An 18660-nucleotide genomic window follows, 5' to 3' on the forward strand; every position below is an offset into this window, starting at 1 on the left:
GATGTACGAGACCGCCGAATGAGCAAGCCAATCTACGATCAGCCCTTCTGGGAACGACTCTGGTCGAACACCCTGCGCGAGCACGCGGACAAGGTCGCGCAGCGCGCACCGAATGCGCACCTCGTCGGCGAAGTTGGGAACCTCCACCCCGGGCGCGCCCTCGACGCAGGCTGCGGGCACGGAGCGGACACGCTTTGGCTCGCCGCCCATGGCTGGCATGTCACGGCGGTCGATTTCTCCGCGAGCGCGCTGGCCCATGGTCGCTCGATGGCCGAAGCCCTCGGGGCGGACGTCTCGGAGCGCATCGCCTGGGTGGAGGGCGATCTTGCGACGTGGGCCGCAATGCCGGGTGCGTTCGATCTCGTGGTCTGCCTGTACGTTCACGCGGCGGGGGCCGTGGACGAAATGGTGCGAAGGATGGCGAAGGGCGTTGCGGTGGGCGGCACCTTGTTCCTGGTCGGCCACCGCCCGATCGATCCGGCGACCGGAGCCGCCACGGCCGCCGCCGGCCAGGTGCAAGTCTCCGTCGAAAGCGCGGTGGCCGCGCTCGATCCGCGCCACTGGGAATGGGTCGTCGCGGAGGAGCGTCCGCGGTCCATTGCCGGCACCGGGGTCGACGCCGTGCTTCGTGCGCGCCGGCTGTCCTAAGGGCAGAACGTTTGGCGGTGCTTATACACGTGTTCCGGATTTGTAACCGAGGTAGGTGAGCTTCTCGTCGACCACGACCTTCGATCGATCCTGCGGATCGATGCGGACCTCGATTTCGCAGCCCGGTTGAATGCGCGGAATGGCGAGTAGGCTCACGAGGACCGATACCTGCGCCCGGTAGGTCGATTGCCCTTCGGGCGTTACGTCGAGCTCGAAGTCGATCGTTGGATTGTCGTTGACGCGGCCCCCTTTCGTGGAGATGTCGACGACCTTCGCCCTCCCGCGCATGCCGCCGGCCCAGATCCGACCAGCCTCGGCCCGCTTGGCCGAAGAGCGCCGCGCGGTGGCGACCAGGCCGACGACGATGGAGAGGATCGTGAGGATGGTCCCGAGACCGATCCACGTCCGGTTTCCCGTCGCGGCGCCCACTCCAATGAGCACCCAGCAAAGGAGCCCGGGCACGAGCAACAGCGGATTGAACTTCATCGGGCGATGTTATCGGCGTTGCAACCCGGGAGCCAGGCGCGACGGCCTTCCCTTGAGTCACATGAACGTCGCAATCGACTCGAGCGGCTGCCGATGGATATCCGGTACGGTGGCGCCGTCTTCGGGGTAGCCCACGACGAGGAGTAGAAAGGGGCGCTCGTGGGAGGGGCGACCGAGGAGGCTGTTGAGGAAGTTCATCGGGCTCGGGGTGTGGGTCAAACTGGCGAGACCGGCGGTGTGGACGGCGGCGATGAGAAGGCCGGTTGCGATGCCCACCGATTCTTGGACGTAATAGTGCTTCACCTTCGAGCCGTCGTCCGCCACGCCGTAGCTGCGCGCGAAGATGGCAATGAGCCACGGGGCGATCTCGAGAAATGGCTTGTGCTCGTTCGTGCCGAGCGGCGCGAGTGCATCGAGCCAAGCCCGCGGTGCGCGGCCGTCGTAGAAGGTGTGCTCTTCTTTTTCCGCAGCCTCGCGGATTGTCTTCTTCAGCGCGATGTCTTGCACGGCCACGAAGTGCCACGGCTGCTGGTTCGCGCCGCTCGGGGCCGTGCCCGCGGCGCGAAGGCAGTCTTCGATGATGGTGCGTGGAACCGCGCGATTCGAAAATTCGCGCACAGTACGGCGGCGCTGCATCTCGTTCGAGAACGTCGCCGCGCGCGAACGCATCTCGTCGAGGGGGTACTCACGGTACGTGGACAGCGGAAGGAACGTCGGCGTCGTCATGCCCCGCATTGTGCTTCGACCCGAAACGGCCTGCAATCGGCCGCGGCTGCGAATGGCCGTCGTTGCCTCCCGCACCTGGATGCGGATCCGTGCACATCCGGTGCACTACCGAGGTAGCACGCCGATCGTCTGCAGCCACGCCTCCGCGAGCTGTGGCCATTCCGTGATTCGATGTTGCGTGCGACGCAAGCCGAATGCGTGCCCGCCGTGGGGGTACAGGTGCATCTCGACCGGTACTTCCGCGTTCTTCAATGCGATGTAATAGACGAGCGAGTGATTGATGTCGTCGACCGGATCGTCCTCCGCCTGCACGAGGAATGTGGGCGGAGTGTCGCGCGAAATGCGGGTCGCGATATCCGGATTCAAATCGAGCTTCTCCTCGGTCCACAGGTGTCCTGGATACAGCACGATCGCGAAGTCGGGGCGGGAGCTCTCCCGGTCGGCTGCGTCGAGAGCCTCATAGGTGCGCTGCGCAAAGTGCGTACTCGCCGCGGCCACGAGGTGCCCGCCCGCCGAGAAGCCGAGCACCCCGATCTTGCGCGGATCGATGTGCCATTCCTTGGCGCGGGCGCGCACGAGGCTGATCGTCCGCTGCGCGTCCTCGAGTGCGCGGGGCACCTTCGGCGTTATGTGGCATTGACAGCTCGCCAGCCCGTACGGGCCCGTATACGGGACTCGGTATTTCAAGAGCACGCACGTGATTCCCCTGGACGTCAGCCAGTCGCAGACCTCGGTGCCCTCGAGGTCGACGGCCAGCGCTTTGTAGCCGCCGCCCGGGAACACGACGACCGCGGCCCCCGTATTCGCTCCGCGCGGCGGATAGACCGTCATCGTTGGCCGCGCGACGTTCCTCACCTCGGTCCACGGGCGCCCGGCGACGAGCGGCTCCGTCTCCGTGCTCGTCGCGTTCTCCGGCCCTGGCACGGGTACCGCATCGGGTGCTGCGCCCGGCCAGATCGGCACGTGCACGGGGGGACCACCGCGCGTACCGCCACACCCCATGAGCGCACACAGCGCCATGCCATAAGCTGAAATTCGCATTTCGACCTATGTGTATGCTAAAATTTTAGCACACGCAACGTCATTTCTCGAGGAACACGTATTCGAGCTGCGCTTCACGGACAATCAGCGCGCGTTTGCCTTCGCGTTCGCTGGCGAGAAACTCCATCGCCCCCTCGTCGTCGACACCGGGATCGATGCCGATGAAGGTCGTGGTGCCGTCGTCGTTCTTGCGTGTCGCCACCGCGGTCTTCCATTCGCCGATATCGAAGATGACGGAGTTGCCCTTGGAGATGACCTTGAGCTCGCCCAATTGCGGGCTGACGTAATGCTTGGCGAGGGCCGCCACGGCGTCGGCCGCCGGAGGAAGGACCCGGCGTGAACGCTCTTTTTCGTGCAGCGCCTTGTACTCCTTGGCGGCGAATGCAAGATCCTCGTCGGCCTCGGGGCGGCCGTCGAAGAGCAGCTCGACGAGCTTGCGAAAATAGGGTTTGACGGCCACCCACCCCGCATCGGCGTTTGCGAGGAAGACGCCGCCGACTCCATGCTCCGGCAGCCAGAACATGTCCGACTTGAAGCCGTACATGCTCCCGCCGTGGTGAATCAATGGAATGCCGAAGCGCGTGTCGGTGACGAGGCCCATGGCGTACGTCACGTTTTCGGCCATGGCGACTTGTGGCTCGCGGCGCGCCATCAGATTCTTCTCCGAGACGTAGCGCGTTCCGTCCGGCAGTGTGCCGCGGGCGAGCTCCATTTGCACGTAGCGCGTGAGGTCGTGCGCGGAGGACCAACCTGCGCCCGCCGGGCGAAGCGGATAGATCGATTCATTGAGCCGCATGTCGACGATGCCTTGTGCGCCGTCGAAATTCTCCCCGTGGGGCGTTGCGTGATTGCCACGCAGCGCGCGTGGATAGTCGAACGTCGTATTTTTCATGCCGAGCGGCTGAAATACACGTGTGCGCATCGCCTCATCGTAGGCGGCGCCGAGTTCTCGCTTCGGGTACGCGGCATAGCCGCCGACGAACCCCGCGGCCGCCGCCAACATGTTGCTGTATTGGAACGTCTCGCCGAACTTGGTCGTGGGTTGCATCCTCCCCAGAAGGGCCATCGAGCTGCCGGCCGTGGCCTTGGCGAACTCGAATTGCCACTCGTCGTCCTGCCGCGGCAAGCCGGTGCAGGCACAGACCAGGTGCTTGATCCGCGCACTGCGGGTCGTCTCCTCGTTGCCCAGCTTGAACGCCGGGTAGACGGTGCTCACGGGGGTTTCCCAGCCGAATTTTCCCTCATCGATCAATTTGGCGAGCAGCAACGTGGAGAGCGCCTTCGTGTTCGACGCAATCATGAAGAGCGTATCGGCATCCACCGGCGTAGGCCTTCCGAGCTCGCGCATGCCGAAGCCGGCTTCGTAAACGACCTTTCCGTCTTGAACGAGGCTGATGGCAATTCCTGGTACGCCCAGCTGCTCGCGTGCCCGTTCGACGAATTTTGCGATTTCGGCCATCCGCGGTGCATCCAGTGCGTGCGCGGTCTTTCCTTTGAACGACTCGCGCTCGTACCCTTTCGGCCGAAGGCTGTCGCGGATGACCCGCACCTCCGCGCCTCGACGCTCGTATCCGGCGTCACTGGCCTCGAGCAGCCCGATCGTCCACGTGTCCTTGTTGCGGCGCGCGACCGCGGAGATGGCGAGCTTCTCGTTCGGCGACGTCTCGTACGTGAAAACGCGGTGCTGCTCCCATCCATGGCGGGCCGGCTTGTCGGCGACGAATTCGATGGCCCGTTTGAAGTCCGGATGGATCTCCTTCCACGCCGCCGCCACCGCGGCCTCGGCACCCGTCTCCTTGTTCTCGACGAAGGCGAAGTGCACGTCGGATTCGGGCCCTTCGAGCATGCGCCGCGCGCCCGCCGTCTTCAATGTCCAACCGGCGGGCGCCTTGAAGGTCGCCCCGGCCGGAGTCTCCTTCACCGAGTCACTCGTCAGCTTCTCGGTGGAGGGCTCCTCGGGGGCTTGCATCGGCGCGGTCGAAGACCCATTCGCTCCGGGGGCGCTCGCCGTCGTCGCAGCGGGCATGGGCTCCGCACCGCCACACGCCACGAGCACCACGAGCATCGAGGCGAGGGACGAACCGTGACGAATCGGTCGCGAACGCATGGGAGGCACCTCTTTCGTGAGGGAGCGAGTCTATCGCGACATGGTCACGAATCCCAATGCCAGTTGGACGCCCTCCGATTATCCATTTCCGTCTCACCGCTTGGACGCAACATCAAAGAATCAAACATTCCGCGCCCGCCCATGCGCGCCCGCGGGTCAAGCTGCTCGTCGCATGACCATACGTGTATGGCGCCGCGCCCTCCAACCAAGTCATCGGAGCGCGCCTGCATCCGAGGGGATCGCCGAGCGAAGGACGCCGTCAAGGCGCAGCGACGCGAACCCAGCAGGCGTCGAAATCGGAAACGGGTTGCGATGGGGATGCATCCAGGCATGATGCGCGCGCACTGGGGGCCGGCATCAGGTTGCAGCACGCGAATGAGCACACAGCAAGAACGGAAGGTAATGGATCTTTTCTCCCTTCGAGTCCATCCCGCGGCGGAGCTTTTTCCTTTGATGAAAGGGGACGAACTTCGCGAACTTGCGGACGACATCCGCAGGAACGGACTTCGCACCCCCATCGTCGTGCTCGACAAGTTGGGGGAGCAATGGGTGCTCGATGGCCGCAATCGATTGCGAGCCTGCCAGATGGCCGAAGTCGAACCGAAGCACACGGTGTGGCTTGGCTCCGATCCGGTTGCCTACGTCACGTCGGCCAATCTTCGCCGCCGCCAACTGCGCGATAGCCAACTTGCGATACTGGCCGTGGCCATCGAGAAGCTGTACTCCCACGAGACGAGCAACCCGGAGAAGGCCGGCAATGGAGCGGACAGCCCGGGGCAAAAGGAAAATCCTCCCGGCGATCCAGCCGAGGGGATCGAGACAGAAGGCCGTCGGCCCCGCGCGAAGGCCGCCGCACAAGTCGGCGTTTCACCAAGCCTCGTCCAGCGCGCCAAGAAAGTCGTCGATCAAGCCGCGCCCCAAGTGACGGCGGCGGTACAGGCGGGGAAGCTCACCATCACCGACGCCGTGCGCATCGTCGACCGCCCCCAAGAGGAACAGGCCGCGTTGGTCGCGCGCGTCGAAGCGGGAGAAGCCAAGACGCTCTCCCAGGCCCTCGCGAAGAGCACGCACCCTGCAGCCCCTTCGCCCGATGCGGCGGTGGACTCCGCCTGGAAGCGGGTCATGAAGCTCTCCCGGCGCGAGCTCGTCGAACTACATCGCCGGCTCGGTGACTTTCTCGAGAATACGACGGATTAGAGGCTCGCTTCGACCAGATCGGCAATCTGCACGAATTCGGAGGCGTCGAAGGTCGACGCCAAACCGAACCACTTCGAGCGAGGCATGGTCCCTACGGAGAGCAGGCTATGGCCGCCGTCGATGGGACGAAGATCCACGAAGCGTTTGGAGAGGATCTCCGTGTTGCCGACCAGGTATTTGTTGCGGGCGAACTTGTTCAACTTGCCAATGAGCATTTTGTTGTCGTTCAACCTCGCCGCGACCGCGGGTTCTCCGACCAACTTGGACTTTCCGAAGACCTTTTCGTCTTCCAGTTGGGCGTGGCCGGCGACGGGTTTCCGCACGAACGTGCTGAAAAGTATGCTGCCAATGCACACCGCTTGGGCCTTGATGACGTTGACTTTGACTTCCACGGGCCGCGGTGTCTGGACATGGAAGCGGATCGTATGCAGCGGGCGTGTCCCGCCCACGAGGAAGTCGGCGAGCACACTATTGGCAATATCGCCCGCCAGCTGACCGAGGGAACCGGGTTGATAGACGCCTTCGAGTAGGACGTCGTAGGGCAGGGGAGCCGCGCTCGCGAAATCCTTGCGAAGCTTGGCTTCGACCTTGGGCGCCGTCTTCTCGGGCTTGTCGGACATGAAGAGCATGTCCGTTCCTACGTCCCGGCGGCGACATTCTTCCTTCACGTGCGCGCAACGAGAATGTGCCGCTCCGCGACGGATTGTCGCAGGGCGGCACCTCCTCGGACCATCCGTCTATCCCTGGAAATTCTTCGAAGCAAATTCCCAATTCACCAAATTCCAAAATGCCTCGAGGTACTTGGGCCGGGCATTGCGGTAATCGATGTAGTAAGCGTGCTCCCACACGTCGACCGTCAGCAACGGCTTGGCGTCGGTGGTCAGCGGCGTCGCGGCGTTGGAGGTCGACACCACGTCGAGGCTGCCGTCGGCCTTCTTCACGAGCCACGCCCAGCCGGAGCCGAAGGTGCCGATGGCCGTCTTGGTCAGGGCCTCCTTGAAGGCGCTGAACGAACCCCATTTGGCCTTGATCGCGTCGGCCAATGCGCCGGTGGGTTCCCCGCCGCCGTTCGGCGAGAGGCTGTTCCAGTAGAACGTGTGATTCCACACCTGTGCGGCGTTGTTGAAGATGCCGCCGGACGACTTCTTGACGATGTCCTCCAGGGACGCGTTCTCGAATTCGGTGCCGGGGATCAAATTGTTCAGGTTGGTTACGTAGGTTTGATGGTGTTTGCCGTAGTGAAACTCCAAGGTTTCCTTGGAGATGTGCGGCGCCAATCCATCAATTGCGTAAGGCAGAGCCGGGAGAGAGTGTGCCATGATGCGGCATTCTCACGGTCTTCTTGGGAAAGACAAGCGTCGAATTTTCCGCCTTTCCTCGAAGGAGGATAAATGCGTGCTCTGCACGACGCGGCTCCGTGTCGCCATCACCGATGCTGGAATTTTCGTGATGACTCCACGTTGGCGATGCACGAGGGCTCCCTCGCGCGCCGGAATTGTTTGCGGTAGGCCGCAGGAGAGACCGAAAACGCCGACGTAAAATGCTGTCGCAGCGACACGCTGGAGCCGAATCCGACGATTTCGGCGATGCGGTCTATCGCCTTGTCGCTGGTTTCCAGCAATCGCTGCGCCGAAGAGAGCCGGTGGTTCAAGAGCCATTGCGAGACTGTGGTCCCGGTTTTCATCTTGAAGCGTCGGGTGAAGTTGCGCCGGCTCATGGCCGCCTTGCGGGCCAGCATGTCCAGCGACAGCGGCTGCTCGAGATGTTCGATGGCCCAGTCCAGGGTGATGGCGAGTTGGTCGCTGCCGCCGGTTTCCGGCAAGGGTTGTTCGATGTATTGCGCTTGGCCGCCGTGGCGGTGTGGTGCCACGACCATGCGCCGCGCGATACGGTTCGCGACATCGGCGCCATGATCACGGCGTAGCAAATGGAGGCAGCAGTCGATGGCCGCCGCGGTGCCGGCCGAAGTCAGGATATCGCCCTCGTCCACGTAAAGTACTTTCTGATCCAGCCGGACGTGCGGGTATTTGCGAGCAAAGTCGTCGGCCCACACCCAGTGGGTGGAGGCCGTGCGGCCATCCAGCAAACCGGCTTCGGCCAGGACGAAAGCCCCCAGGCACAAGCCAACGATCCGGGCGCCGCGCGCATGCGCCTTGCGCAGAGCCTTTAGCAACGCGGCGGGAGGGCGTTCGTCGGGATCGCGCCATGCCGGGACGATCACGGTATTGGCGTGCGCCATCGCGGACAGATCGTGCTTCACATCGATATCGAACCCCGACAAGGTCGCCATCGGGCCCGTTTTCTCGCCGCAGATCAGCAGGCGGTAACGCGGCACGCCCAGCCTTGCCAGGTCGTCGCCAAACACCATGCAAGGCACGGACAGGTGAAAGGGGCTGATGCCCTCGAAGGCGACCACCGCCACGGTGGACGCCGTCTCGGGAGACCGGTCCGCGTTCGACATGGCCCGATCCTATCACATTATGTCTTTCGGGCCACTTTCGCCGTTCGCCCCGAATCCCGATACTTGGTCGTGTTCCGGCGCTTCCCACGATGCGCCAAACCGCCGAAAGGGGCTTCGATGAAAATCGCCATTCTGCTGTCCACCGCCGCCATTTTGTTCTCTTCGCCATTGCCCGCGAGCAAGCCCATTTCCTGGCCCACGGCCGATTTGAAATGGGTCGAAATTCCCGGTACGGGCGGCATCAAATACGCCAACGTCCGTGGCAACCTCACCGGAAAAGGCCCGTATGAAGCGTTTGTCGTATTCCCAGCGGGCAAGGACAATCCGTTCCACACCCATTCGCAAAGCTTGCCGACGGTGGTGCTTAAAGGAACGTTCTACGCCGTCATCGATGGGAAGCGCGTGGAATATCCTGCTGGCTCGTTTTACGATTTACCTGCGAAGCTTCCGCACTACAGCGGCTGCAACAAAGGCGAAGATTGCCTGCTGTTTCAATATCAAGCCGATCACTTCGATCTCGTTCCGCTGGAGCAAAAGAAGTAACCACCCGTCACGGTCCTCGATCACCCGCGCACGATGGGAAGTTGCACTTCCAACCACGCGGCGTCGGTTTCATCGCGGTATTGGAGTTCTCGGTAGGGCCCCGCTTGCCGGTAGTTGGCGCGTTGGAGCCAGCGTTTCAAGGCTTGGTAGGCGGAATCGAAGTCGTCGTGGCCCACCAGGCAGGAGGCGCTCCAGGTTGCTGGAAGCTCGGTGGCGCCGTCGCGCGGACGCGCATTTCGCGGCAGGAGAAACACCTGGGCATCGACCTGCCCCGAGCGCGAACCGCAGTCGTGCCACACGGTGCCCGCGATGACGGGCCGGTGTCGAGCGCAGAGTTCGGCCAACAGCGCATCGACCTCGGCCTGGTGGGCGAATCGATGGCGGTGGGATACCACGCGCTCGTGCGGAACGCGTTTGAGCACGACGGGCGGCGCGCCTCCCGTGTCCAGGACCGCGAGCGCGTCGTCCACGGCATTCAGCCGCGCCGTCAGGGTCTCCATTTGCTCTTGGAGGGTGCGCCGGAGTGCCAACAGTGCCGCGCGCTCCTCGGGAGCGATGCACCCGTGCCGCAGTTCGGCCAGAGGCATTCCCATCTGCCGCAGGGCAAGAATGCGCTGCGCATCGGCCATCTGCGCCAGACGATAACGGCGGTAGCCGCTTTTTCGGTCCACCTCGGCAGGCATCAAGATGCGGCCCGCGTCGTACATGCGCAGCGCCTTGATGGATAGGCCGGTCCAGCGCGAAAAGGCACCAATCGACAGCATCATGGCGGCCCTCCCATGGTAGCACCCGCAGGCTGTCCGCGAGCGACGTTACTTGGCGCGTGTGAAGCGAAGCATCGTCTCTTCGGTTTTGCCGTCGGGACTGCGATAGATTTCCGTTTGGTCGAAGCCGTCCGCATGGAACCGTAGTCGCTTCTCGACGAGCACGGCCTGCCCTTCGCGCAGATTCGTGGCGTCGACCAAGCGAAAAACGGCCGCGGTGGCATCGTCGGAAATCGTCATCACACGCAAGCGCGGCTGATTCCCTTGGGCGCAATAGTGCGTCACGAGCAACGAATCCCCATCGGGATGGTAGACGCTCGCCGTCGGCCGCCCGCTCGATGATGTGTAGTCCTCGACCAGTGCGCTGCCGTTCGAGATGGGACGGAACGATTCCGTCACGGTCCTTTCCTGGGAGCGTGCGTACCATGTGCCTGGCATCGTCTTTCCCATTTGTTCCCAGAGTGCGCTCACGCGCGCGGGGGCCGGCATCGAACGTGGCGCGGCGTCGCGTGGGGCGAGAGGACCGCGCGGTGTCGTTGCGCATCCGGTGACCATCCAAGCCAGGAGCAGAACGACGGTGGCGCGCATCGGGCACATATACATGAGTCGTGGAATACCGCACGAGCGGACCTCGGGTCGGGGTGCTGAGAAATTTGCACGCGGACAGAACTTTCGCCGCGCGCGGACGTCGGTACATGGGTGTTGAGTCGCATTCGTGCCACGACCCCCCGCGTTCTCGTCCTCTCCGTGATGGCGCTGGGGGCGGCGTTCATCACCGCGTCGAGCCTTGCGTACTTCAATCTGGATGAGCTTCCGCCGTTCGTGATCGAGAAGCTTCCCTTGCGGTTCGAGGCGCTCTGGCTGGCGTCGCTGCGTGTTCACGTCGTGGCGGCGCTGCTCTCGTTCCCGCTCTGCATCTTGCTCATGACGCGCGCGATCCAACGGCGCGCGGTATGGCATCGATGGATGGGGCGCATCGCGGGCTCGGTGGTTCTGTTCGCGCTGGTTCCGTCCGGGGTCGTCCTTTCGTTCGAAGCGAAGGGCGGCCCGCTCGTGAGCGCGGGGTTTCTTCTCAGTGCGGCGCTCGTGGCGTGGTTCATGGTGAAGGGCGTGCTCGCCGCGCGACGCAAGGAACTCGGCGCGCACCGGCGTGCCATGCTGCACGTGTTTGCCCAGATGAGCGTCGCGGTGACGTCGCGCGCGTTGTTGTTCGGCCTCGACGCGGCGGGAATGAGTCCCGACGTCGCGTATGTCATTGCGCTTTGGTGCCCGGTCTTTGCCAGCGCCGCAATTGCCGAGTGGGTGGCCGGGTCTTTCAAGAGGATGGTGCAGGCTCATGGTTTCAAGATGGCATCGTTTCTGCGTGCTCGGGTTGTTGCTCGTCCCGCTGCTCACGTCGGCCACGTCCGCCGCTGATTCTCTCCCAGCCACCGTGCAGCGTCGGGTCGAGGAAGCGCTCGTGAAGCCCCTGGCCGAGAAGGAGAAGGAGCGAAGCCGCTTCTCCCGCGCCCGACTCCCTCCGCGCGAACGCCGTGTGCGCGTGACCCAAACCACGCCGCTCCGTGACGCGAGCGCGCGTGAGTACATCGCATTTGCCGTCGACGTTCGCTTCGGCGACACGTGGCAAGAGAACGACATCGTTGGTTGCGCCTACCCGCAGACCGGTGCGCTGTATGTGAAGAGCGGTGACGAGTACCGCCCTGCGGACATCCTGCTCGGCAAGCGTGCGGACCCAGTCCCCGCCGTGTGCGTTCCGGGCAAGCCGCGAAGTTGACTATCGGGAAGATAGATATCGCTGCGGCGAGGCGTTGGTGAGTCGCTTGAACATGGCGATGAACGCGCTCGCGCTCGTGTAGCCGAGGTCGGCTGCGACGCACTTCACGCTGTCGCCGCGGTGGAGTTGCTGGATCGCGCGCTCGACGATGTGTTGCTGGTGCCAGCGCGTGAAGCTCGTGCCGACGTCGGCGCGGAACCAGCGACGGAACGTGCGCTCGGACAGGCCGACCTCGCGTGCGAGCTCGGCCGCACTCGTCGCCGGATGCTGCGTGACGAGCTCGGTCACGCGTTGCAGCCGCGCGTTGACCGGAACCGGCTCGGCAAGCTCGTCGAGGAGGACGGCCGTGAGGCGATCGCGGCGCTCCGAATCCGGCGCTTTGCCGACGCGCTCGACGAGGTCGCGCACGAACCCGGAGGCGTCGACCCATCCCGTGGCACGCGCGACGAGCTCGGGCGGGAAGGACAAGATGAGCGAGTGATGATCGGCCGTGGTGTGCACGCGGTGCGGTGTGTGGCCGGCGACCCACAACATCGATCGCGGTGGGAGCTCCCAGTCCTGATCGCCCGTGCCGATCGTCGCGTTGCCGCGCAGGCTGACGATGAGCAGCGCTTCGCGATGGCTGTGCATCGGCACCAGCACGCGCGCCTGGCCGAATCGCGATAGCACTTGGCCGGATTGCAACATCGTTCGCGCGGGCCTCGCCAGGAAACGTAGCGTAAATCCGTCGTGGAGGATACATCTTGGTCTACGACGTCATCATCGCAGGGGCCGGCCCCGTCGGCTTGTTCCTAGCTTGTGAGCTGCGGCTCGCGAAAGTCTCCGTGTTGGTACTCGAGAAATCCGAGGACCCGCACTCACCCCTGAAGCAGCTCCCGTTTGGAATGCGCGGACTCTGGGGCCCAAGCATCGAAGCATTCTACCGGCGCGGGCTGCTGGAACGAATGGCCCCGCCACCTCGTGCCGAGGGTGCGCCCGGCCAGCCGCGACCTGGATCGATTGGTTCGGGAGCCCCGCTCCGCGGGCCGGCGGGCCACTTCGCGGGCATTCAGTTCGATTACCGCAACATCGATTCGTCGCGGTGGACCTACCGATTACCGGGCCCGGCCGACACCCAATTTGGCAGCGAGATGGAGCAACTCGAGCGCGTCCTCTCCGCCCACGCACTGTCCCTCGGCGTCGAGATCCAGCGCGGCCACGGTGTCGAAGGCTTCGAGCATTCGAGCGATGACGTCACCGTCCGCGCCGGCGGGCAACGCTTTCACGCGCGCTTTCTCGTGGGTTGCGACGGCGCCCGCAGCACGGTGCGCAAGCAAGCGGGCTTCGAGTTCGTCGGTACCGAGCCGGAATTCACCGGATATTCGATTCAAGTCGATATCGCCGACCCCTCGATACTCCCTCTGGGCCGTCATTACACGCCGACCGGTATGTACACGCAGTGGCAGCCAGGCTTCATCGGGATGGCCGACTTCGACGGTGGCGCATTCCACCGCACCGAACCGATGACGCGCGAACACGTGCAAGCGGTCTTGCGGCGCGTGTCCTGCACGGACGTGACCCTCGACGCGTTGCACGTCGCGTCGACATGGACCGATCGCGCGCATCAAGCAACGACGTACCGAAAAGGACGCGTGCTGCTGGCGGGCGACTCCGCGCACATTCATTCACCGCTCGGCGGACAAGGTTTGAACCTCGGATTCGGGGACGCCCTGAACCTTGGCTGGAAGCTTGCTGCAACCATCCGCGGCGAGGCCCCCGATGGCTTGCTCGACAGCTACACCACGGAGCGGCATCCGATCGGGGCGCGCGTCCTCGATTGGTCGCGGGCCCAGGTCTCGTTGATGCGACCTAGCCAGCATTCCCGCGCGCTCGAAGCCATCGTCCGCGATCTCATCGAGACGCGCGACGGCGCGACCTACTTCGCAGAACGCGTTTGGGGCGCTACCCTCCGCTACGACCTTGGCGAGGACCACCCCTTGGTGGGCCGCAGCTGCCCGGACTTCGAGCTCGAAGACGGCACGAGGCTCGGCACACTGCTCCGAGATGGCACCGGTCTGCTGTTGGACTTCGGCCACGAGGCGTCGCTCCAAGCGCTCGACGGCCTTTGGGGCGACCGTGTCCGGTACGTGGCCCATGACGCCAAGGACCGCCTTGGCCTCCGTGCGCTGCTCGTGCGTCCCGATGGATTCGTCGCCTGGGCGAGCGACACGATCCCCCGTCCCGAGGAGGTCACCCGCGCGGCGTCGAGATGGTTCGGGACGCGCGATCATTAGGAAAGTTTCAGGGTCATTCGTAGCCGTTCATGGATCACCCGCGCGCTGGAGTCCGCGGCCAGATCGATTGGAGGGGTGTGAACGAGAGGGCCGAGTCGTGGCTCTTCCCTGCGCAGAGGGTACCAAAAGCCGATTCGGGTTCCTTGGTATTCAAGCACCATGCACTGCCTCAACATGGGATTTAGTCGATTCGGTGCCGCGACGACCTCCAGAATCTGGACCGATTCGTCGAGTGGAATTTCGAGAGGTGAAGGCGGCCCCTCGATGGAGAGCGTGCCACGCGCAGCGTCCAGAACCAATGTTCCCGCTCGACGGCGGAGCTGAGACACGATGTTGAGCAGCGACATCCCCGCCCCCACGAAAAGCACGAACCCCACGGGTGCTTTTGGCGAGTGCCACTTGTCGTGCACGGTGATGATCGTGACCGCAGCGCACGCACCGAGGACCGCACCAAGGACGAGTACCGGGTACCCCGTAGCCAAGCGCGCTTTCAACGCGACTTCTATTCGGTTTGCGCGCCCTGCAAGGAGTCGTTCGCCGTCCTCGCGGCGCCGGCGCGCTCGATGGAAGACGCTGCCAGCTATGAAGAGTACGGCGAACATCGCGAAGATCACGACGAGGACGACGGTCTCGGTCATATCCGCCGAACGATACTCACGGGCGGGGGGACTGTCGACGGACTCGGATCCACGGGGGGTGGGAACGCGTTGTTCCTAGTCACCGCTTGCTCGGTCACCCAAACTTCGTGACCGAGGCTGCAAGAGTGGGCCGCGCACACGATCGGGCGCGGCGATGATTCACGCCGGGGCTTGGATCTCCAGCCAGAAACTGGTGCCGTGGGTCTCGAGGCCATGCAGTTCGGGCGCGTTCCACACGCCCGACAAAATGCCGTGCAGGCTCGGGGTCTTGGAGGCGTACATCGCGGGCAGGATGGGCTTCACGTGGGGGCCGCCCGCGAGGAGGTAGGCCGCGAGAAGGTACTGTTCGGAATAGTACCGTTCGGAGATGTTCGGGTTGTAGTCGTAGGGTAATTCGATATCGTGAATACCCAGAATCACACCCGGCTTCAGCCTGGGAAGCACCTCGAGAAAGACGACGGTCACATCCGAGTTCATGAACGCGCGATGGGAATTGTCGACGAAGAGCACGTCGCCGGGGCCGAGGGCGTCGAAAACCGAGAGATCTGAGTCTTCGAGCGGCTTGCGTACGATGTGGTTGCAGAGCCCGTCGATCTCCGCGCGAGGCATCGGGTCGATCGATGTAATGGTGGTTTGCAGGCCATGGTCGCGAATGGCGCGGGCCGCAAACTTGGTCGAGTTGCCCGAGCCGACTTCGAAGTATTGCTTCGGATTCGTCGCCGCGAGAAAGCCATAGATCGAAACGCCGTCGAGCGCCGGAAGCATCGCATTCAACCATCGAGGCTCGGTCGACGACTCGGGCGCGACCCTCGGGATTTCGCGAAAGTTCTTCTCGAACTCGGCGAAGCGAGAAAGCCATCGCTGATAGTCATCGTCGTGGCGCGCGAGCATCTGTTGAAGCGCAGCGTGCGGCGGCTTACCAAAGCCGTACCGTGGTTTGGAATCCACGCGATAGTCCAAGAAAATCGGGTAGTTCTTTCGCAATGCGAAGAGCACCCACTGCTGCTCTCGGGGATGGTCTTTCAGAAACTCCCAAAGAAACCACCCATAGGCACGACGGAGGGGGTCCAGAACGTTCGGTAGGGAAAGAGCCATTCGGCGACAATAATCCGATTCAACCCGTCCGGCGATACCCCGTAGCCCCCAATCTGGCAGGCTCTACAGGTTCCTGACCGAACTCGTCGGCCCAAGATACGAGGACCTACGCGAACGCGGAAACGTCATCCGTCGGTTTCAGTAGAATCCTCACCGTCGTCCCCCTTCCGGGAACGCTGTCGATTCCGATGCTGCCTCCGTGGGCGTCGACGATGCGCTTGGCCAAGCAAAGCCCCAATCCTGCGCCGCCCGTCTCGCGATTGCGACTGCGATCGCTTCGGAAAAATGCGTTGAAGACGAGGGGGAGATCCTCTGCGTCGATCCCGATCCCCGAGTCCATGACCTCGGCACGAACCGCCCCTGCATCGGTATGTAGCCGCATGAGGATGGGCGAGCCGACGTCCGAGTACTTGCATGCATTCTCCAAGATATTGTCGAACACACGCCGCATGAGGGTGGCGTCGGCGCGTACCCACGCGGGCTCCCGTGATGATTCCAGCTCCAGCTGACGGTGAGGGTGCATTCGACGAAAGCGCCGCGCACTCTCGTGGGCGATGGCGCATAGGTCGCGGCGTTCGAGCCGAAGTGGCAAGCGTGCGCTGGACATCTCGGTCGAGGCGACGTCCATTCGCGCGGAGGCCATGACGTTCTCGACGAGCTCTTCGAGCTCCGCGAGATCCCGTCCGATCTCATGGAGCAATTCCTGGGCGCGAGCGGGGGCTTCTTGGGCCGTCTCCAGGACGACCCGAATTCTCGCGAGCGGTGTGCGAAGCTCGTGAGAGACGTTGGCGAGGAGCTCCTTTTCGGCGCAAATGAGCTGCTCGATGCGCAGGGCCATGTCGTTGAAGGCCCGTGCCAGGTCGCCGACCTCCCCGCAGAACGTGCCATTCGCCCGGGCGGACAAATCGCCTCGGCCAAACGAACCCGCAACGACGACGATTTGCTCGATGGGTTTCGCGATGGACCGCGCGAAGGGAAGCGACGACCCCAATGCCACCACGATGCAGACGGCGAGGAAGAGCGTGCCGGCATGCCTCCAGGGGAACGGAGGTGGCGCGATGAGCACATATTCGCCCGCGGTCTCGCGACACAAGAAGGCCATATGGACCCCCGCGGGGTGGTAACCCAGAATGTGCAATTGCGCGATGTCTCCGCGCGGCAGCGGCGGGGGGATCTGCTCGCCGAGCGCCGCCCTCAGCGTGCCATCATCGCGATAGAGCGCTGCCGAAGGCCCATCGAACTTGCCCGGCGGTGCGCTCCCCGTGGCGCACAATTCGGGGACCACCCGCGCGGCCATGCTGGCCATGGTCTCCCCGACGCTGAAAAACGTCTTCGTGGCGATGAGGAATGCGCTCAAGAAGCTCGCGAAGACCACCAAAACGCCGTAAACGAAGAGCCGCTCGAAGAGGGTCCCGCCCCGCAGAGTCCTCAGCACGAGGGCTCGCCACCTTCGAGCATGTAGCCGACGCCGCGGATCGTGCGAATCAGCGATTCCCCCTCCGGGTGCGCGGCCAGCTTTTGCCGTAGCCGTGAGATCTGCACGTCGATGGCCCTGTCGAACGTGTCGGAGTCGCTGCCCTTGGCCAGCCGCAACAGTTGGTCGCGCGACAGGATGCGGGCCGGGTGCTGAGCGAACGCCAGCAACAGGTCGAACTCCGCCGTCGTGAGCACGAGCGGCTTTTCGCCGAGGGTGGCCGTGCGGCGCGCCGGGTGCAGCACCAGTGGGCCGGCGCGAACGATGCGCGATTTCGGTGCCAATGCGCCGCGGTCTCGCCGTACGATCGCGCGCATGCGTGCGAGGAGCTCCCGCGGCGAAAAGGGCTTCACGACGTAGTCATCGGCGCCGCTCTCCAGTCCCAGAACGCGATCACCCTCGTCCGCGCGTGCCGTGACCATCACGATGGGTACATCCGATATGTTGCGGATGACGCGGCAAACGCTCATTCCATCGCGCTTGGGCAGCATCAAATCGAGAACGACCACGTCGAAGCTGCGTCGCGTGGCCTCGACCACGGCGGCCTCCCCGTCGGCCACGTGGGTGATGCTCACATCGTGCTGCCGTAGGTAGTCGGCCGTGAAGAATGCCAGGCGAAAGTCATCTTCGACCAGCAGTGCTGCCATGGACTCGGCCATGCGTAGAAGGTTAGCGCAGAGCTCCAACGGTGTCGCGTGCTGCAATGAATTGAAATAGTGCGAAGAGGGCTCATTGTGCCCGCGCGCTATCGGGGACGCCAAAGAGGTAGGCGTCGTCTCTACGGGGAAGATGGCACGCGTAGCAATCGCCCAACCTTCCTGCACGTCGGCGTCCGTTCGAGTCCAAAAGAACATTTCCGCGGGAATCGAACTCCCCGAAATACCAATCGCCCAAATCGGGATTGTACCCGTCGAGCCCTTTGGCCATCACGGTCAGCTTGGTGAGCTGGCCATTCACGCCGAAGACCTCCCGCACGATGACCGTGGGCGGGAGGATGCTCGCATTCGACCCCGTCCGATCGGGGCGAATGCCGAGATAAGTGTCCGCCAGCGACTTCGTCACGTACACCTCGATGCTCGAGCCCCCCGCGACCGCGGACGGGTACGGTGCGGAGGTGACCTTCGCGAAGGCAGGATGCCTTCTGTAATTCAGGTTTTTGAACCACCAGGCAAAGTGCTCTTGCGAGCCGGGCGCCCCGGGGGCCGCTGCATCGGAGACATCGCCGCTGTCGCTGCCCCTCCGCGGAGCACCTCCATCGCGTGGCTCGTCGTCCAATGATCCCAGGGGGCTTTCATCGTAAGGCGCACAATTCGGCACGACGGCGGGGAGCAGGGCGAATACGAAAGCATGCGTGTTGACGAGCCGTGGCATCGTAAGCCGTGGCTTGGAAAATCTATTTCGTAGCATCATGCTATCGGCATCAAGCAGCGTAT

General features: G+C 63.8%; 21 protein-coding genes. 6 read left to right on the forward strand and 15 right to left on the reverse strand.

What is annotated here, in order from left to right; translation table 11 throughout:
* Nucleotides 1-18: 18 nt before the first annotated feature.
* The gene (locus LVJ94_48345; GenBank protein ID WXB04693.1) at nt 19-648 is read left to right on the forward strand and encodes a class I SAM-dependent methyltransferase; all 630 of its coding nucleotides are present in this window, start codon (nt 19-21) and stop codon (nt 646-648) included.
* A gap of 21 nt (nt 649-669) precedes the next feature.
* On the opposite strand, the gene LVJ94_48350 is transcribed toward LVJ94_48345, so the two are convergent.
* From LVJ94_48350 to LVJ94_48365, 4 genes are all read right to left on the reverse strand, one after another.
* Nucleotides 670-1134: a hypothetical protein gene (locus tag LVJ94_48350; GenBank protein WXB04694.1), complete on the reverse strand. Its 465-nt coding sequence runs from the start codon at nt 1132-1134 to the stop codon at nt 670-672.
* Nucleotides 1135-1191: 57 nt separating this feature from the next.
* Nucleotides 1192-1860, reverse strand: coding sequence for a nitroreductase family protein (locus LVJ94_48355; GenBank protein ID WXB04695.1), 669 nt, complete (start codon nt 1858-1860; stop codon nt 1192-1194).
* 105 nt (nt 1861-1965) lie between these two features.
* Nucleotides 1966-2901, reverse strand: coding sequence for an alpha/beta hydrolase (locus LVJ94_48360; protein ID WXB04696.1), 936 nt, complete (start codon nt 2899-2901; stop codon nt 1966-1968).
* Nucleotides 2902-2941: 40 nt separating this feature from the next.
* The gene (locus LVJ94_48365; protein WXB04697.1) at nt 2942-5008 is read right to left on the reverse strand and encodes a beta-lactamase family protein; all 2067 of its coding nucleotides are present in this window, start codon (nt 5006-5008) and stop codon (nt 2942-2944) included.
* A 402-nt stretch (nt 5009-5410) separates the two neighbouring features.
* On the opposite strand from LVJ94_48365, the gene LVJ94_48370 reads away from it, so the two are divergent.
* Nucleotides 5411-6205, forward strand: a complete 795-nt coding sequence (locus tag LVJ94_48370) for a ParB N-terminal domain-containing protein (protein ID WXB04698.1) — start codon at nt 5411-5413, stop codon at nt 6203-6205.
* Here the strand turns inward: LVJ94_48370 and LVJ94_48375 are convergent.
* From LVJ94_48375 to LVJ94_48385, 3 genes are all read right to left on the reverse strand, one after another.
* The gene (locus LVJ94_48375; GenBank protein ID WXB04699.1) at nt 6202-6834 is read right to left on the reverse strand and encodes a hypothetical protein; all 633 of its coding nucleotides are present in this window, start codon (nt 6832-6834) and stop codon (nt 6202-6204) included. The genes LVJ94_48370 and LVJ94_48375 overlap by 4 nt on opposite strands.
* A 108-nt stretch (nt 6835-6942) precedes the next feature.
* On the reverse strand, nt 6943-7524 hold the full coding sequence (gene sodB / locus LVJ94_48380; protein WXB04700.1) for a superoxide dismutase [Fe]: 582 nt from the start codon (nt 7522-7524) through the stop codon (nt 6943-6945).
* A 107-nt stretch (nt 7525-7631) separates the two neighbouring features.
* Nucleotides 7632-8666: a helix-turn-helix domain-containing protein gene (locus LVJ94_48385; protein WXB04701.1), complete on the reverse strand. Its 1035-nt coding sequence runs from the start codon at nt 8664-8666 to the stop codon at nt 7632-7634.
* A 117-nt stretch (nt 8667-8783) separates the two neighbouring features.
* On the opposite strand from LVJ94_48385, the gene LVJ94_48390 reads away from it, so the two are divergent.
* The gene (locus tag LVJ94_48390) at nt 8784-9209 is read left to right on the forward strand and encodes a cupin domain-containing protein (protein ID WXB04702.1); all 426 of its coding nucleotides are present in this window, start codon (nt 8784-8786) and stop codon (nt 9207-9209) included.
* Between the two features lie 20 nt (nt 9210-9229).
* On the opposite strand, the gene LVJ94_48395 is transcribed toward LVJ94_48390, so the two are convergent.
* Together LVJ94_48395 and LVJ94_48400 are read right to left on the reverse strand one after the other, a co-directional pair.
* A complete protein-coding gene (locus LVJ94_48395) occupies nt 9230-9976 on the reverse strand; it encodes a MerR family transcriptional regulator (GenBank protein ID WXB04703.1) in 747 nt (248 codons plus the stop codon).
* Between the two features lie 45 nt (nt 9977-10021).
* A complete protein-coding gene (locus tag LVJ94_48400; protein WXB04704.1) occupies nt 10022-10561 on the reverse strand; it encodes a hypothetical protein in 540 nt (179 codons plus the stop codon).
* 114 nt (nt 10562-10675) lie between these two features.
* Between LVJ94_48400 and LVJ94_48405 the strand changes: the two genes are divergently transcribed.
* Both LVJ94_48405 and LVJ94_48410 read left to right on the forward strand, forming a co-directional pair.
* On the forward strand, nt 10676-11389 hold the full coding sequence (locus LVJ94_48405) for a DUF2306 domain-containing protein (protein WXB04705.1): 714 nt from the start codon (nt 10676-10678) through the stop codon (nt 11387-11389).
* A gap of 16 nt (nt 11390-11405) precedes the next feature.
* The gene (locus LVJ94_48410; GenBank protein ID WXB04706.1) at nt 11406-11747 is read left to right on the forward strand and encodes a hypothetical protein; all 342 of its coding nucleotides are present in this window, start codon (nt 11406-11408) and stop codon (nt 11745-11747) included.
* On the opposite strand, the gene LVJ94_48415 is transcribed toward LVJ94_48410, so the two are convergent.
* Nucleotides 11748-12434, reverse strand: a complete 687-nt coding sequence (locus tag LVJ94_48415; GenBank protein WXB04707.1) for an AraC family transcriptional regulator — start codon at nt 12432-12434, stop codon at nt 11748-11750.
* Nucleotides 12435-12490: 56 nt separating this feature from the next.
* On the opposite strand from LVJ94_48415, the gene LVJ94_48420 reads away from it, so the two are divergent.
* Nucleotides 12491-14020, forward strand: a complete 1530-nt coding sequence (locus tag LVJ94_48420) for an FAD-dependent monooxygenase (protein ID WXB04708.1) — start codon at nt 12491-12493, stop codon at nt 14018-14020.
* Here the strand turns inward: LVJ94_48420 and LVJ94_48425 are convergent.
* The 5 genes from LVJ94_48425 to LVJ94_48445 form a co-directional block, all read right to left on the reverse strand.
* Entirely contained in the window at nt 14017-14658 is a 642-nt protein-coding gene (locus LVJ94_48425; protein WXB04709.1) for a hypothetical protein, read from the reverse strand. The genes LVJ94_48420 and LVJ94_48425 overlap by 4 nt on opposite strands.
* A 159-nt stretch (nt 14659-14817) precedes the next feature.
* Entirely contained in the window at nt 14818-15753 is a 936-nt protein-coding gene (locus tag LVJ94_48430) for a class I SAM-dependent methyltransferase (GenBank protein WXB04710.1), read from the reverse strand.
* A 106-nt stretch (nt 15754-15859) separates the two neighbouring features.
* Nucleotides 15860-17188, reverse strand: coding sequence for a HAMP domain-containing histidine kinase (locus tag LVJ94_48435; protein WXB04711.1), 1329 nt, complete (start codon nt 17186-17188; stop codon nt 15860-15862).
* Nucleotides 17182-17886, reverse strand: a complete 705-nt coding sequence (locus LVJ94_48440; protein ID WXB04712.1) for a response regulator transcription factor — start codon at nt 17884-17886, stop codon at nt 17182-17184. Before LVJ94_48440 ends, LVJ94_48435 begins: the two co-directional genes overlap by 7 nt.
* 70 nt (nt 17887-17956) lie before the next feature.
* On the reverse strand, nt 17957-18598 hold the full coding sequence (locus LVJ94_48445; GenBank protein WXB04713.1) for a hypothetical protein: 642 nt from the start codon (nt 18596-18598) through the stop codon (nt 17957-17959).
* Nucleotides 18599-18660: the final 62 nt, after the last annotated feature.

The sequence above is a fragment of the Sorangiineae bacterium MSr11367 genome (genome assembly GCA_037157805.1).
GTDB lineage: Bacteria > Myxococcota_A > Polyangia > Polyangiales > Polyangiaceae > Pendulispora > Pendulispora rubella.

What these genes read in the sequence shown, in the direction of transcription:
- LVJ94_48425 (WXB04709.1), bottom strand. Translation starts at nt 14,658, where the DNA reads ATGACCGAGACCGTCGTCCTCGTCGTGATCTTCGCGATGTTCGCCGTA.
- LVJ94_48430 (WXB04710.1), bottom strand. Translation starts at nt 15,753, where the DNA reads ATGGCTCTTTCCCTACCGAACGTTCTGGACCCCCTCCGTCGTGCCTAT.
- LVJ94_48440 (WXB04712.1), bottom strand. Translation starts at nt 17,886, where the DNA reads ATGGCCGAGTCCATGGCAGCACTGCTGGTCGAAGATGACTTTCGCCTG.
- LVJ94_48360 (WXB04696.1), bottom strand. Translation starts at nt 2,901, where the DNA reads ATGCGAATTTCAGCTTATGGCATGGCGCTGTGTGCGCTCATGGGGTGT.
- LVJ94_48350 (WXB04694.1), bottom strand. Translation starts at nt 1,134, where the DNA reads ATGAAGTTCAATCCGCTGTTGCTCGTGCCCGGGCTCCTTTGCTGGGTG.
- LVJ94_48385 (WXB04701.1), bottom strand. Translation starts at nt 8,666, where the DNA reads ATGTCGAACGCGGACCGGTCTCCCGAGACGGCGTCCACCGTGGCGGTG.
- LVJ94_48345 (WXB04693.1), top strand. Translation starts at nt 19, where the DNA reads ATGAGCAAGCCAATCTACGATCAGCCCTTCTGGGAACGACTCTGGTCG.
- LVJ94_48370 (WXB04698.1), top strand. Translation starts at nt 5,411, where the DNA reads ATGGATCTTTTCTCCCTTCGAGTCCATCCCGCGGCGGAGCTTTTTCCT.
- LVJ94_48355 (WXB04695.1), bottom strand. Translation starts at nt 1,860, where the DNA reads ATGACGACGCCGACGTTCCTTCCGCTGTCCACGTACCGTGAGTACCCC.
- LVJ94_48390 (WXB04702.1), top strand. Translation starts at nt 8,784, where the DNA reads ATGAAAATCGCCATTCTGCTGTCCACCGCCGCCATTTTGTTCTCTTCG.
- LVJ94_48375 (WXB04699.1), bottom strand. Translation starts at nt 6,834, where the DNA reads ATGCTCTTCATGTCCGACAAGCCCGAGAAGACGGCGCCCAAGGTCGAA.
- LVJ94_48445 (WXB04713.1), bottom strand. Translation starts at nt 18,598, where the DNA reads ATGCCACGGCTCGTCAACACGCATGCTTTCGTATTCGCCCTGCTCCCC.
- sodB (WXB04700.1), bottom strand. Translation starts at nt 7,524, where the DNA reads ATGGCACACTCTCTCCCGGCTCTGCCTTACGCAATTGATGGATTGGCG.
- LVJ94_48400 (WXB04704.1), bottom strand. Translation starts at nt 10,561, where the DNA reads ATGCGCGCCACCGTCGTTCTGCTCCTGGCTTGGATGGTCACCGGATGC.
- LVJ94_48415 (WXB04707.1), bottom strand. Translation starts at nt 12,434, where the DNA reads ATGTTGCAATCCGGCCAAGTGCTATCGCGATTCGGCCAGGCGCGCGTG.
- LVJ94_48365 (WXB04697.1), bottom strand. Translation starts at nt 5,008, where the DNA reads ATGCGTTCGCGACCGATTCGTCACGGTTCGTCCCTCGCCTCGATGCTC.
- LVJ94_48395 (WXB04703.1), bottom strand. Translation starts at nt 9,976, where the DNA reads ATGATGCTGTCGATTGGTGCCTTTTCGCGCTGGACCGGCCTATCCATC.